We start from the raw sequence: 14,780 nt of genomic DNA, 5'->3' as shown, positions 1-14,780 counted from the left end.
TAATCGAACTTCGATTAAACAGTTTGGCCGGTCTGCGGCGGATCCGAAGATACCGGCGCACTGGCGAAGTCCGGGTACAGCGATAGCAAAACCCGTTCCGGTGTCATCGGAGATCTGACTTCTTTTTCATATTTATGCAGCGGCTTAAACGCATCGACAGCTTTCCTAATAGCAAAAAACGCCGCAATCCCGTACATAAAGGGGGGTTCGCCCACGGCTTTACTGCCGAGTGGCCCGCCCGGATTTTCCACGTTCTCCAGAAGTTTCAGCTGCATGTCGTCCGGCATGAACTCGGCGTCGGGCGCCTTGTAGGTGGACAAGGCATGGGAGGTCAGGCGCCCCTGCCCGTTATAGGCGAGTTCCTCAAGCGTCACCCAACCGATGCCTTGGGCAAGACCGCCTTCAATCTGGCCGCGGTCCACCGTCGGTATGATCGTACGACCCAGGTCATGGACGATGCGGGAGGCATCGAGCTTGTAGGTTCCCCGCACGCAATCAACGGTCGCCTCGATCATGCAGGTCCCATAGGTGTAGTAATGGAAGGGCTTCCCGAAGCCCTTCACCGGATCGAAATGAAGGTCCGGCGGCGTGTAGAAGCCGTGCGCCATGAGCTGCACCCGTGAAAAATAGGTATCGAGCACCAACTGCTCCCAGGTCTTTTCGGTCGGCTGACCGCCCACGTGGACAATCCCCTCGCGGATCGACACCGACTCCGGCGCACAGTCGAGCTTTTCGGCGGCCACCCGCTTCATGCCGTCGAGGATCTCCTTACAGGCGATCAAGGTCGCATTCCCGTTCAGGTCGCTCGTGGCGCTGGCGGCACTGGGCGAAATATTGGCAATGCGCGTGGTGTTCGTGCTGTTGCTTTTCACCCGGTCCGGCGAGATCCCGAATGTCCGGCTCGTGATCGCGATCATGTTCGAACTGATCCCCTGCCCCATTTCGATCCCGCCGGTCGTCACGCTCACCGAACCGTCCGTGTAGACATGGACCAGGCTGCTTCCCTGGTTGAGGAAGGTCTTGGTAAAGCTGATCCCGAAGCAGACAGGCATCAGGGCGAAGCCTTTCTTCACCAGACGGTTTTCCGCATTGAACGCGTCGATCCGGGAGCGGGTACCCTCGACATCGAAGAGCTCCATCGCTTCGTCCCAGGTACGCTGCTGGTTGCAGGCCTCGACTTCCTGGCCGTAATGAAAGACATAGCCGTCCTGGATCAGGTTGCGGGCTTGTATCCAGTCTGGAGATACACCCATGGCATGCGCCGCTTTTTCGATGGCCACTTCCAGAGGGAACATGCCCTGTGGTCCGCCGAACCCCCGGTATGCCGTATTCGGCGGAAGATTGGTCCGGCAGGCCGCCGCCCGGATACGGATATTCGGAATGGCGTAGGCGTTGGAGGAATGCAGGACCGTGCGCTCCAGAACCGGAGCCGAAAGGTCCATGTAGGCACCCGAGTTCTGGAAGTGGCTGACTTCGTAGGCGAGAATCTTGCCCGCATCATCCAGCCCGATCTTGAAATCCTGCTTGTAGGGGTGACGCTTGCCCGTCATGCGCATGTCATCCACGCGGTTCAGGACGAGTTGGACCGGACGCTGCAGGCGCATCGCCGCCACGGCGGCCATACAGGCCCAATGCGTTGCCTGGTCCTCCTTGCCCCCAAAACCCCCGCCGAGCCGCTTCACATCGACCTCGACCTTGTGCATCGGGACACCAAGTACACCGGCGATATGTTTCTGGGTCGCGGAGGGACTCTGCGTCGACGAATACACCGACACCTGGCCATCCTCCCGGGGAATGGCCCGGGCACGGTTTGTCTCAAGGTAAAGATGTTCCTGCCCCGCAAGGTCGATTTGCCCCTCGACCACGGTCGTGCAGGCATCCCATACGGCACTGACATCGCCTTTTTCGAAGACACGGGTCTCCTGCAGCAGCTCGCCTTTCTCAAAGGCCTCCCGCGGACAGGTGATGACCGGCAGTTCCTCCAGTGTGACTTCGCACAGCTTGGCCGCCTTGCGGGCCGTCTCGACGCTCTCCGCGACAACCAAAACAATGGGCTGCCCCTGAAAGCGCACTTCCTCCCGGGCCAAAAGGTACTCGTCTTTTAGGACGGCACCGATCACCGGGTCTCCGGGAATGTCTTCCCAGGTGTATGTTGCGACCACACCGGGGACCGCTTTCGCTTTCGAACAATCGAGTGAGCGTATTTTTCCGTGCGCCACCGGCGAGCCGAAGACCGCAGCGTGCAGCATGCCCGCAGGCGCCGGGACATCGTCGACATACAGGGAACGGCCGGTTACGTGAAGCGGGCTATCACAATGTCGCATACAGCACCTCCTCTCCGATTTCTTCAGGAAACAGCTGGGTAAAGTGCACCGCCAGGAGCTGGCGCGCCAACAGGCGTTTGTACTCCCCGCTTCCCCGTACGTCGCTGATCGGATTGAATTCTCCCATCGCGACCTCTAACATGCCTTTGACCGTGACTTCCTCCAGGGGCTTGCCTTCGAGAAATGCACTGGCATTCGTCAGGTAAAGCGGCGTCGCGGCCACCCCTCCCAAGGCAAGGTGCGCACTCAGGATCCGGCCCTCCTCGACCGTGATCTTGGCGGCCGAATTGACGGTCGCAATATCGAGCCAGGCGCGCTTGGACACTTTTTCCCAGCTCACCCGGGTATTTTCTCCATAAGTGGGGAAAGCGATACGCTCGACCAATTCGTCCTCCTTCTTGTTGAGCTTCTTGTAGTCGAGAAAGAAATCACTCAATGGCATCGGGCGACTGTTTCCCCGGCCATCGACCAGCGTCAGTTCACTTTCCAAAGCCAGCAACAGACAGGTCATGTCAGCAATGGGCGAGGCATTGCAAATATTCCCACCCAGCGTGGCACGAGTACGCATCGGCCAGCTGGCGATCAACTTGTTGTACGCTTCCGCGTCCGGTACGTAGCTCTGGATGACCGGATCCTCAGCAAATGCCTCAAAGGTCATCCGGGCATCGACATGAACCTTGCCATCAAGGATGGCCGCGGACTCAACCGGCTTGACCGGATTCAGCAGTGAAACCGCAGCCTCGGGAATCAATTCCCCCCGCTGCACATACAAGTCGGTTCCGCCTGCGATCACAAAGCGGGCCCCATTCGGCTCCGGCGTCTCGGGCTCTGCAACCACCGTGTCAGCGGCCAATGCCGCCAAACGGGTCGGGATGCCGGTAAAGTATTCCGGTAGCGCCTTGGCCTCGACCAGCGCGGCAAGACGCTCCTTGCCTGCCAGTTTGGCCGACAATTCCTTCATGACATTGGCACCGGCCTCCTTGATCGAGCGATAACCGGTGCAACGGCAGAGATTTCCGGAGATCGCATAAAGGAAGCCTTCTTCATTCAAAGGCAGCTTTGGTGTCATCAAGCCCGCAGTCATCGCCACCACAAAACCAGGCGTGCAATAACCGCATTGGGTGCCGCCGCAGTCGACCATCGCCGCCTGCACCGGAGTCAAACCGTCTCGGCTCAGTCCCTCAATCGTGACGAGATGCTTTCCCGAGAGTTCCCCCATGGGAAGCAGGCAGGAAGTCATGGGCCGGTACCGTATCCCCCCGCTCCCATCGAGCTCGCCGACTATGACCGAACATGCGCCACAATCGCCCTCCTTGCATCCTTCCTTCGTCCCCGTCAACCCGGCTTCCTGTCGCAAATAATCCAATGCAAGCAAGCCGGCGGGTACAGTCACATGCATTTCCTGATCATTCAGGATGAAACTGATTTCCCTATTTATATTAACCATGATTTTTGTTTTCACGCTCTAGCAAAATCTGCGCCGCAATACTCACGGCGATCTCCATGGGGGTGTCGCTATTCATGTCCAATCCGATCGGAGCGTGGATCGATTCGATCAATTCAACCGAAAAACCACGCTCTTTCAAAGCCTTCCGGATGGCCGCCAATTTCGGCTTACTGCCCATCACCCCGGACCAGGCAAATGTCGTGCTCAAGACTCCGGCGAGCGCTTCCACATCCGTCAGCATTGAATAGGTCATCACCACGGCCAGCGTGTCCTCCGGATAGCGGATCAGCGACGCCGCCTCATAAAATCCGGCATGCAGGCAGACGACTTCCCCGGGCAAACCTTCCAAGGTAAAGACATCTTCCCTAGGCTCGATCAAGCTGACGTGATATCCCAGATCATGCATCAAACGGGCCAGAACGACCCCGCAATGCCCCCCTCCGAAAATGGCAAGCCGCCGTGGATTATAAATCGAAATGTATAACTCCCAAATATTTCCATTTAATTTTAATTCGACTGTTTTTTTAGGCCGCTCCTTCGAAATATTAAACGAAATAGAATTACCATTAATTATAAGAAATCCATGCGAGTCCGTTTCAATCGCATGCAAAACCGAGCGCACCACATCCAGATGCACATCGGGTTCGAGCAGCATGTAGATATTCGTCTGCTCCCCGCCACAAATGAGGCCAGATACCTCCTCCTCCGCCTGGGCGCGATGACTCAACCGGCGGCATTGAGGCAAAAGCGAGATATTGGATGCAAGCAACTCCTTCGCCTCCTCCAGGACACGCTTCTCCATAATACCGCCTCCGATGGTACCCACCTGCCGCCCTGATAGAAGCAGCAACATGCGTGCAGCAGTCGTCCCGGGAGAACCTTTCTTGTTGGCGCCCACGAAACAGGCATACAGCCGTCGCCCCGCCTCCAGCTCCTGCAGGGCTATCTTCCAAAATTCACGATCTGTCATATCACACCTCCCGAACCGAATCGCGCCTGAAGCACGAGGCCCCTTTGATGTAGGTCTCCAAGACAAAGTTATCCGTTTCTTCCCGGGAATCAAAGCCACCGTTGATTCCGGCAAGAATCGCTTCGGGGTCGCCGGTCGCCAGCAACTCCGGGCGCACCGGCACTCGTATCGCATCCAGATAGGCACCGACGCACAACCAACCCCGGTCCGCCGGCAGCCCCATAAGTTCGGCTCCTTTGCGCGTACTGCGGTGCAGCGCCTTGATATAAGTCGCCTCCGAAACACCCGCACGCTGGTTCTGCGCCACAAAGGAATGCATGACATCAAACATGGATAGATAAGGGCCGCCTCCGATATCCGACGCCAGCGACCAGGGCACACCACGCCGCTCCGCCTCCCGGAAATCGAACAGGCCGGAACCCAGCCCCAGATCCTCGATCGGCGCATTGGAAGTGGGACAACTGGCAATACAACTGCCGCTCGCAGCCATCAGCTCCCACTCGGCATCCGTCATGTGCAGGCAATGCCCAAAGACAGAACGGGGGCCAAGCATCCCCACCCGGTGGTAAATTTCGGTATAGGAGCGCACATCCTCGTAACCCGGCAGACCACGATAGATACCAAGCACCCATTCAATTTCCTGCGGGGTCTCACAAAGATGCGTCTGCTGGAAGCAACCGTGCCGGACCGCCGCCTCCGCGGCCGCCTGCATGACCTCGGGATGCGTGGTCGGCGCAAAACGGGGACTCGACACATACCTGGCACCATAGCGGGCCGCCGCCTCCGACACCGAACGAATCGCCTCCGCCTTCGTCTGGATGAGAAAGTCCGGCGTGTTCATCGTCATGAGCACATTGCCCACCCTGAAATCCTCCGGGGCACAAGCCAGGGCGGCGTCAAGCGCCACATCGTGCACCGAACTGTAGCACAAGCCACCGATGGTGCCGACGCCGAGAATACGGGACCAGAACTGTTCCGCCTTTGCTTTCGCATAGTCCGGATCGGCAAAGCGGGACTCCGCCGGGAAGGTGTATTTTTGCAGCCACTCGATCAGTGAAGCCTTGGGCATTTCACGCACATCATCCTGCACCCAGTGAAAATGGGTATCATGAAAAGCAGGCAGCAAGAGGCCCTCAAAACGGGGGAGCGCCCCGAGATCCAAATTGTAGCGGGCTGCCAGTTCAGAGGTATCGCCGATTTCATAAATGCGCCCACGCCAAAGTCCTTCGGCCTCAGTTATTACCAAAGCGTCGGGAAAAAAATCGGCATGTATATCACTAATAGTACGTAAACAAGAGCCGCGTAGGAAATCGTATTTCCGGCCGGAAAGAGAGAGCTGCATGGGTAGTGAAAATTAAAAATATAAAAAAGTTGAAATCGGTGGCATAGAAAAAGCTGAATGCGTGCCATGTCATTCAAGAAAACATGCTACAGTGTATTCGCAGGACTTGCGATCGTTTCGGCTTCGCAGGCTGAAATCCGTGATACGCAAGATAAATTGATCTCCTGGGTTGAGACTAAAAAGACGATTTCGGAAACCGAAGCCAACTGGCTGGCGGAAAAGGAAATCATCACCGATCTGGTCAAAGTCCTCGAAAATGAGAAGACGAAGCTCGAGGAAAGTATCGAAAAGCTCGACACCTCGGCAGACGCGACTGACAAGCTGCGCACCGACCTCAACGCCGACAAGGAAAGCCTGCTGGCTGCCAACGAAACACTGGAGTCCGTCATTCCGGAACTCGAGGCGAAAGCGCGCGACCTGCTGGCAAAACTGCCGAAGCCGCTGATCGAGGAACTCGACCCCCTCATCCGCCGCCTGCCTGAAGCCGGCAAAAAGAGCAGCCTACCCGTCTCCCAGCGCCTGCTGACCGTCGTCGGCATTCTCAACAAGGTCGACAAGTTTAACACCGGCATCACCATTACTTCCGAAATCCGCAATCTCGGCGAGACCAGCATGGAGGTAAAGACCATCTACTTCGGATTGGCGGGCGCCTTCTTTGCCAGCGACAACGGCGCTTATACCGGAATAGGCATTCCGGCCGAAGGCGGTTGGAAGTGGGAAGAAGACAAGGCCATCGCCGGAAGCGTCGTCGACCTGATCGACACCTATGAAGGTGCACGCGAAGCCAGCTTCGTCACCCTCCCCGTACAGACCCTTTAACGACCAAATTATACGATTCCATGACCGCGCAGAATAAAATCATACGACGACTTTTGGCTACCAGTGCCTTGGTGCTTGCACCGATTGCAATGAGCGCACAGAGCTTCAGCACCGTTGAAACGGATACGGACAAGAAGCTGGACAGCGCATTGAGCGAGTTGGCCTCCCTGCAGGAAAGCATCGCCAAGGAAAAGATCCCGCTTGCCACCAAGTTAAACAGCCTCGAAGCGGAGGTTGAAGAGTTGAACGCCGACCTGAAACGGCTGGAGCGCCTTCGCGACACCCGCGACTTGAATCTCAGCGCGCTTGAGAACGAGATCAAGGCCCGCCGCGACGAAATCGACTACGCCAAGAACCTGCTGGTCGAGTTCGTCAACAACCAGACCGCGAGTGCGGATGCCTCGGAACGCCAACTCTACGAGGCACAACTGCTTGAAGTGCTCAACAGTGCCGACGCTCCCATTGAAAATCCGGAAGAAGCCGTCGGGGCGATCAAGACCCTGCTTGACGGGGTTGACATTGGTATCGACCGTTTGAATACAATCATCGGCGGCTACAGTTTCGACGGCAGTGCGGTGCTGGCCGACGGCACCTACGCCAAGGGCAAGTTCCTGCTCTACGGCCCGGTCGCCTTCTTCAGTTCATCGGACGGCTCGGATGCCGGCATTACCCTGCAGGGTGATTCCGGGGAACCGACACTGGTCAGCCTCACCGACACATCCAAAGGCCTATCGGAAGCCGTACTCGCCGGAAGCGGGCCGGTACCGCTCGACCCGACCCTGGGTAAGGCCCTGGCCATGGAAACCACCAAGGAAAGCCTGGTGGAACACATTCAAAAGGGTGGATTCTGGATCTACCCGATCATCGCGATCGCGATCATCTCCCTCATTATCGCAGTCATCAAACTATTCGAGCTGCAAGCCATCAGTCGCGTACCGAAAGACAAGCTGGTCACCATCCTGACTGCCATCCAGGAAGGCAACAAGGAGCAAGCCCTCAGCGAGACCAGAGGACTCTCCGGAGCCGCCAAGGATTTGCTGGAGGCCGGCGTGAAGAACATCGGCCATGGACGCGACCTGATCGAGCAATCCATGGAAGAAGTGCTGATGAAGCTACAACCCAAGCTCGAACGTCTCCTTTCCGTCATCTGGATCACAGCCGCAACTGCTCCCCTACTGGGACTGCTCGGTACCGTGACCGGTATTATCACCACCTTCAAGCTGCTCACGATCTTCGGTTCGGGTGACCCGAAAGCGCTTGGTGGCGGTATTTCCGAAGCCTTGATTACGACCGAGTTCGGTCTGATCGTGGCCATCCCCTCCCTCGTGCTGCATGCGTTCCTGCAACGCAAGGCAAAGTCCATCGAGGACGAGTTCGAAGGCGATGCAATGACGCTTTTGAACGGCATCCTCCGTGCCGAGAAGAAGTAAAGCGAGGCTCCGATCATGTGGGACTCACTCAACGAGCATGTCTTTGGCACCTGGATTTCCGGGGGGCCGCTGATGGTAGCTCTGGCGATACTGGCATTCATCATCTATGCCTCCGTCCTCCAGATGCTCTACTACCTGATGCGCCTCCGGGACTTGCGCCAGGACGTTAACCAATGGGAACACTGGGTGGAAAAACCTGAGGACAGCAGCGGCCTAATCGGCGATATGATTCGCTATACACAGCGTGATGTCGGCTCGCGGGAAGAAATGCACATGCGTTTCCACCTCTTGCGCCGCCGTATCATACAACCACTGGACCGCCAGCTGAAGTTCGGCGCCACGATTGTCACCGCCGCTCCGCTTCTCGGTCTGCTGGGAACGGTGATCGGGATGCTGTCCACCTTCCTCGGCCTGTCGGTCAGTTATGGTGGCAACTCGCTCGACCTGGTAGCCGGTGGTATCTCGGAAGCCCTCATCACCACCCAGACCGGGCTGATGCTGGCGATTCCGGCGATGTTTTTCCTCACCCTGGCCCGATCACAGCGACGCGGCCTTCAGGGGTTCCTCGCACACCTCGAAGCTCAGACCATCAAGGTCTTCGAAAAACGGGGCATTCAATAGAAACGATTTAAACAACATTCCTCATTATGGCTTTAGGTAAGAAAAGAGGCTCCTCTTCCGACGGAAATGAAGAGATCAATATTTCACCGCTGATCGACGTGGTGTTCATCCTGCTCATCTTCTTCATCGTGACGACGGTCTTCGTCGAAGAAACCGGTGTTGAAGTGACCAAGCCGCAGGCTTCGTCCGCAGTCGATCTGGAAAAGAACAGTGTTCTCATCGCTATCACGGATACCGGCAAGGTGGTCTATGGCGGTCGCGAAATCGGAGCGGCCGGCGTACGGGCCATCGTCAAGCGGCTGAACCAGAAGGACGACATGCCGGTCATCATTCAGGCCGACAAGACGGTTCCGACCAGTCTTCTGGTCCGCGTGATTGATGAAGCAAAGATCGGCGGGGCTCCCTCGGTAAACATTTCCACGGAAAATTAAAACACAGTGGCTAAAACAGGCAAAGAACACGACGCCAGCAGCGTTGTTATCGACTTCAAGCTACCGAGTATCAATCAAGGCATTGTTACGGTATCCTTGGGCTCGCTCGTGCTGACTTTAGGCATCTTCATGTTGATCCCCTTCACCCAGCTGCTCAATTCGGCCGGGAGGAAGGACAGCTTGACGGTCTCCGTGGACATCGCGCCACCGCCGCCGCCCCCGCCGCCGGAACCGCCGGAGCAGGAGGACGAGCAAGTGGACGAACCACCCCCGCCGCCTCCGCCGCCGCCTCCGCCGCCACAACTGTCGCTCTCGCAGTTGGATTTGGCTTTGGACCCGGGTATCGGCGATGCCATGGCTGGCGCTTTCGGTTTCGGAGGCTTCAATACCCGCCCCGACGCAATGGCGGAAATGAAGGAGCTCTTCGAAATGAGCGAGCTGGATGAAAAGCCGCGCGTCATCAGTTTCCAAAAGCCGGAGAAGCCTTACGACATGCGTCGCGACCGCGTAAAGGGGTTCACCCGGGTCACCTTTATTGTGGACGAAAACGGCAATGTGTCCCGTGTCCTCGGCTTCTCGGAAACAAGCCACAAGGAACTCGAGGAAGAAGTCCGCAAAGCGATCGTCAATTGGAAATTTACACCACCTAAAAAAGACGGACGGGCCGTTAAAGTCCGCGTCGAACAACCACTTACCTTTAATTGATCATGAAAAAAACAAGCCGAATTATCGCCGCTTCCCTCGCATTAGTCGGTTCAACGCTGACCGCACAGGTCTACCCGCTGTCTGAGAACACCTGGTCCAACCCGGACTTCGTCAAACGCTTCATGGGCAGCTATGGATTTGATACAGAGAAGACTCCGAGTGTCACCAAGGAGGAGGCTGCGGTCTTCCAACAGGTCGCCAATGTCGCCGCCAGTAACACATCGGCCGCCATCAGCCTGATCCGCAATGCGCTGACGTCGGAGTCCAGCGGAGCCATGGACTTCGCGCTCGCCAACTTCCTGCTGCAGCAAAACAACCAGGGATCCGCCATTGCGTCCTACAAGAACGCGATCCGCAAGTTCCCGAACTTCGGCCGCGCCTACAAGAATCTGGGTCTGGCCTACATTCAACAAGGCAACTACAAGGAAGCCCTGCCGAACCTGACCAAGTCCCTCGAGATCCTCGGCGGTGACGGCGGCATGTTCGGCTTGATCGGATTCTGCCACCTGAATCTGGAACGCTACGGCCCGGCCTTGGACGCCTACCGTTTCGCCCTCGTCTATCAGCCCGAAAGCCGCGACTGGCGCCTCGGCCAGCTCAAGGCCCTGCAAAGCCTCCGCCGTTACGACGAAGTCGAAGCCATCATCTATCGCTACATCAAGGAAAAGCCGGACGAGCCCGAATTCTGGCTCCAGCAGGCCAACGCCTTCATTGCACAGCGCAAGTATGCCGAGGCAGCTGCCAACTTCGAGGTAGTCAAGATGCTGGGTGCGGCCGACAGTGAAATGCTCGTGCTGCTGGGTGATATCTATGTCAACATGCAGGCCCCTTCCCTCGCGCTGGAGCCTTACGAGAAGGCCATCGGAACCGGCAAGGTGAAGGCTGAAAACGCGCTCGACCTAGCGAAAGTGCTAAGCCGTGTCCTACCCGCGACAGAACTCAAGACTTTCCTGGAAATGCTGGACAAGGCCTACAGCGGCCAACTCAGCCAGTCCAGCGAACTGACCTTGCTCACTCTCAAGGCCGGCAACGCCCTGGCCATGAACCAGAAGGAAACCGCAATGACCCTGCTGGGACAGGTGGTTGCCAAAGACCCGCTCAACGGCAGCGCCCTGCTGACTCTGGGCAGCTACTACTACGGCGAGAACGAACTGGTCAAGTCGCTGGATTACTACAGCCGCGCGGAAAAGGTGAAAGAAGCCAAAATGGAAGCGCTGCTGGGCAGTGCCCGTGTCTTGGTCAAACAAAACAAGTACCAAGAGGCGATCTACCGCCTCAAGGAAGCGCAGGTCATCAACGACCAACCTTTCATCGCCCAGTACATCAATACGCTGCAAAAGTTTATTAACTAATGGCCGCGGACTGCTTTGAATAGATAGATGGAGCATACCCTAGATAAATCAGTCACCTATAATGCATGGGATAACTCGATCGAACCTCGTCTCGAAATGGAGAGTGGCGACACCATCCTTATCGAGATGGAGGATTCGAGCGACGGGCAGGTCAAGCCCGGCATGGAGGTCGATGCGTTCAAGCAAATCAATTTCGATCTCATTCATGCCCTGACCGGACCGGTTGCCATCAAAGGCGCGAAACCGGGCGACACCCTGAAGATCGAGATCCTTGACTACATCCACAAGGGCTGGGCCTGGCAGAGCATCAATCCGGAAAAGTGCTTTCTTCCCGGGGACTTTGATGACTTCTACCTCCATCATTGGGAACTCGTAGGCGATGTCACCAAGAGCATGCCCGGCATCACACTCGCCCTGCATCCATTCTGTGGCATCATCGGCGTCCAGCGCGCCGAACCCGGGGTCTTCCGGACACGGCCTCCCGGTCCCTTCGGGGGCAATATGGATGTGAAGCACCTGACCGCCGGGAGTACGCTCTATTTGCCTGTTCTGGTGGACGGAGCCCTGCTCTGTGCCGGGGACGCGCATGCCGCTCAAGGCGATGGCGAGGTTTCCATCAACGGCTTGGAGGCCCCGATGGATGTACGGCTGAAGATCAGCCTGTCCAAAGACGTTTCCGTCCAGGAACCTTATCTGGTGACTACGCCCGAGCTACAACCGGCCGCCTACGCCGGCAGTACTTATCACGGTTTCATCTCCAGCGGCCCGGACATCATGGAGTGTGCACGCGGTGCCGTCCGCCGCGCAATCGATTACCTGATGAAGCGCCCCGGACTGAGTGCGGAGCAGGCCTTTCTCGTCTGCTCGGCCGTCCTGGACCTTAAATTCAGCCAAGTCGTCAATGTGCCCCACTACACCGTGACCGGTTACTTGCCGGAAGCGATTTTCAACAGTTAAGATCATGCTCAGCAAATTCTTCCAGTTCGAAGCCCATGGCACCACCATGGGACGTGAAATCATGGCGGGGGTGACCACCTTTGCCGCCATGGCCTACATCCTGGTGGTGAATCCCCTCATTCTGGGCAACGCCGGAATGGACACGCAAGCAGTCATCATGGCGACCGGACTGGCCGCCGCACTCGGCTGCTTTCTCATGGCCTTCATGACGAACTACCCGATCGCCCTGGCACCGGGAATGGGCACGAACGCCTACTTTGCGTTCATCATCGTGCTGGGCATGGGAATGACCTGGCAGGCTGCCTTGAGTCTGACCTTCTGGAACGGGATCATCTTCCTCATTCTTTCAATTACAGGCTTTCGAAAGCGTCTGGCCGAAGCCATTCCTGCCGGCCTCCAAGTCGGCATCCAGGCGGGCATCGGATTCTTTATTGCACTCCTGGGCTTGAAGGCCGCAGGCATTGTCGAATCCAGCCCGGCCACCATTATCACTCACGGCGACATCACCGCCCCGCACATCCTGCTAGCGTTCGCCGGCCTTTTCCTCATGTGCGTCCTTTCCGCAAAGAAGATCCCCGGTGCCATCCTTCTGAGCATGGTGGCACTGGCGATCCTCGGCTTCTTTGTCGCTGGTCCGGACGGTGCCAAATTAACAAGCGCACCGGAAGGCGTGGTCGACATGCCCAGCGGACTCGGCAAGACCTTTGCCCAGCTCGAATGGCTGTACCCCTTTCAGCACCCCGCTTCTTTCAAGGTGCTCTTCGTACTCCTCATCCTCGACCTCTTTGACTCCCTGGGAACGATCATCGGCGTCTCACGCCGCGCCAAGCTGGTGGATGAAGACGGCAAGCTGCCCAAGATGGACAAAGCACTGACCGCCGACGCGATGGCCACCATCGGAGGCGCCGTTCTCGGCACCTCCACCACGACCTCCTTTGTCGAATCTGCCGCCGGCATTGAAGCGGGCGGCCGAACCGGACTCACCTCCATCGTGGTCGGGACGCTCTTCCTGCTCTCACTCTTCTTCCACCCCTTGATCGTCGCCGTACCGGCGATTGCAACGGCCCCCGCATTAATCTTTGTCGGCCTGCTTATGGGACAAAGCCTTCGCGACATCCCCTATGACGACTATACGGAGACCTTGACCGCGATCTTCACTGCAATCGCGATTCCCCTCTTTTTCAGCATCACGCACGGCTTGGCCATCGGCATGATCCTCTTCCTCTTCATGCGTCTGGCAACCGGCCGGATCAAGGAAGTCAACTCGATGACATTCGTCATCGGTGCGATCTTTGTCGCATTCTACGCGATCGGATAAAGCCTCGCCGCGTCCGTCATGCATCGTCGATCTTTCATCAGCGGGACACTGGCCGGCATCGGGAGTGCCGCACTTGCAGCTTGTCAATCCGGACAGAAGAGCCCGCCGATTCAAGGCAGCTTGCAGCGGAAGCCCATTCCCGTCATCTACGATTCCGACATCGGAGGCGATATCGATGACACATGGGCCTTGCACATGTTGCTTCGCTCCCCCGAGGTCGACATCAAGCTTCTGGCTTCGGATTCGGACAACACCATCTTCCGGGCACGCTTGATGGCGAAACTGCTGGACTACGGCGGCTACGCGCACATTCCGGTCGCGATCGGCATGAAGCGCGACGACAAGCCCGATGCCCAGTCCGGATGGCTGGGCAACTACCAGTTGGAAGACTATCCCGGCACGGTGCACCAGGACGCGGTGGATGCCATCATTCAGACCATTCACAGCTCGCCGGATCCCGTAACTCTGATCTGCGTGGGGCCGATGCCGAATATCGGCGAGGCCCTCAAGCGGGATCCCGGCATCGTGAAGAATGCCCGCTTTGTCGGTATGTACGGTTCGATCTACGAGGGCTATACCGGAACAGGGGAATCCATCTCAGCCGAATGGAACGTCCAGCAGTCCCACGAAGCGCTTCAGGCGGTCTTTGAGGCGGACTGGGACTGTACCATCACGCCGATCGACAGCTGCCAGCACGTCGTACTGAAAGGCGATCTCTACCGCAAGGTACGCCGAAGCAAGGACCCGCTGGCCAAAGACCTGATGGCCAACTACGACCATTGGATCCGCGATGTGAAATGGTTGAAGGAAAAAATGAATCCCGAAACCGAGAGCTCCATCCTCTACGATACGGTCGCCGTGCATCTCGCCTACAGCACGCGCTGGTTGAAGATGAAGAAGCTCCCGCTCCGAGTGGATGCCAAGGGCTTTACCCGGATCGATGAGGCCAAGGGCCATCTGGTCAACTGCGCAGTCGGCTGGACCGACATGGCTGCATTCGAGAGCGATCTCGTTGCGCGCCTGACCCGTGACGGCTAGGACCGACGCAACTGAAGGAACACAAT

Annotated in this window: 13 protein-coding genes; 9 read left to right on the top strand and 4 right to left on the bottom strand. The window is 57.5% G+C overall.

Annotated elements, in window-relative coordinates:
- Positions 1-14: 14 nt before the first annotated feature.
- From O2597_RS12160 to O2597_RS12145, 4 genes are read right to left on the bottom strand one after another with little or no spacing between them, the layout of a single operon-like run.
- Positions 15-2,324 (bottom strand): xanthine dehydrogenase molybdopterin binding subunit, encoded by a 2,310-nt coding sequence (locus tag O2597_RS12160; RefSeq protein ID WP_269525191.1) that lies wholly within the window; start codon positions 2,322-2,324, stop codon positions 15-17.
- A complete protein-coding gene (locus tag O2597_RS12155) occupies positions 2,311-3,771 on the bottom strand; it encodes an FAD binding domain-containing protein (RefSeq protein WP_269525189.1) in 1,461 nt (486 codons plus the stop codon). The genes O2597_RS12160 and O2597_RS12155 overlap by 14 nt, the downstream gene beginning before the upstream one ends.
- Positions 3,764-4,741 carry an XdhC family protein gene (locus O2597_RS12150; RefSeq protein WP_269525187.1) on the bottom strand — a complete coding sequence of 326 codons (978 nt, stop codon included), beginning with the start codon at positions 4,739-4,741 and terminating at the stop codon, positions 3,764-3,766. The genes O2597_RS12155 and O2597_RS12150 overlap by 8 nt, the downstream gene beginning before the upstream one ends.
- Position 4,742: 1 nt before the next feature.
- Positions 4,743-6,083, bottom strand: coding sequence for an amidohydrolase family protein (locus O2597_RS12145; protein ID WP_269525185.1), 1,341 nt, complete (start codon positions 6,081-6,083; stop codon positions 4,743-4,745).
- Positions 6,084-6,149: 66 nt separating this feature from the next.
- On the opposite strand from O2597_RS12145, the gene O2597_RS12140 reads away from it, so the two are divergent.
- Genes O2597_RS12140 through O2597_RS12100 form a run of 9 tightly spaced genes read left to right on the top strand, consistent with a single transcriptional unit; the run spans position 6,150 to position 14,754 of the window.
- The gene (locus tag O2597_RS12140) at positions 6,150-6,902 is read left to right on the top strand and encodes a DUF3450 family protein (RefSeq protein WP_269525184.1); all 753 of its coding nucleotides are present in this window, start codon (positions 6,150-6,152) and stop codon (positions 6,900-6,902) included.
- 20 nt (positions 6,903-6,922) lie between these two features.
- A complete protein-coding gene (locus O2597_RS12135; protein ID WP_269525182.1) occupies positions 6,923-8,332 on the top strand; it encodes a MotA/TolQ/ExbB proton channel family protein in 1,410 nt (469 codons plus the stop codon).
- A gap of 15 nt (positions 8,333-8,347) precedes the next feature.
- A complete protein-coding gene (locus tag O2597_RS12130) occupies positions 8,348-8,953 on the top strand; it encodes a MotA/TolQ/ExbB proton channel family protein (protein WP_269525180.1) in 606 nt (201 codons plus the stop codon).
- 26 nt (positions 8,954-8,979) lie between these two features.
- The gene (locus O2597_RS12125; protein WP_269525178.1) at positions 8,980-9,384 is read left to right on the top strand and encodes an ExbD/TolR family protein; all 405 of its coding nucleotides are present in this window, start codon (positions 8,980-8,982) and stop codon (positions 9,382-9,384) included.
- Positions 9,385-9,390: 6 nt separating this feature from the next.
- Complete coding sequence (locus O2597_RS12120) at positions 9,391-10,089, top strand: energy transducer TonB (protein ID WP_269525176.1); 699 nt, start codon at positions 9,391-9,393, stop codon at positions 10,087-10,089.
- 2 nt (positions 10,090-10,091) lie between these two features.
- Positions 10,092-11,441, top strand: a complete 1,350-nt coding sequence (locus O2597_RS12115; RefSeq protein ID WP_269525174.1) for a tetratricopeptide repeat protein — start codon at positions 10,092-10,094, stop codon at positions 11,439-11,441.
- Between the two features lie 27 nt (positions 11,442-11,468).
- Complete coding sequence (locus O2597_RS12110; RefSeq protein WP_269525172.1) at positions 11,469-12,398, top strand: acetamidase/formamidase family protein; 930 nt, start codon at positions 11,469-11,471, stop codon at positions 12,396-12,398.
- 4 nt (positions 12,399-12,402) lie between these two features.
- Positions 12,403-13,716, top strand: a complete 1,314-nt coding sequence (locus O2597_RS12105) for an NCS2 family permease (protein WP_269525170.1) — start codon at positions 12,403-12,405, stop codon at positions 13,714-13,716.
- Positions 13,717-13,734: 18 nt separating this feature from the next.
- Positions 13,735-14,754 carry a nucleoside hydrolase gene (locus O2597_RS12100; RefSeq protein WP_269525168.1) on the top strand — a complete coding sequence of 340 codons (1,020 nt, stop codon included), beginning with the start codon at positions 13,735-13,737 and terminating at the stop codon, positions 14,752-14,754.
- Positions 14,755-14,780 lie beyond the last annotated feature (26 nt).

Origin of the sequence: Coraliomargarita parva (genome assembly GCF_027257905.1) — a bacterium.
GTDB classification, from domain to species: domain Bacteria; phylum Verrucomicrobiota; class Verrucomicrobiia; order Opitutales; family Coraliomargaritaceae; genus Coraliomargarita_A; species Coraliomargarita_A parva.
Note: the sequence above shows the minus strand (reverse complement) of the source record. Positions and strands in the feature narration are given on the sequence as shown.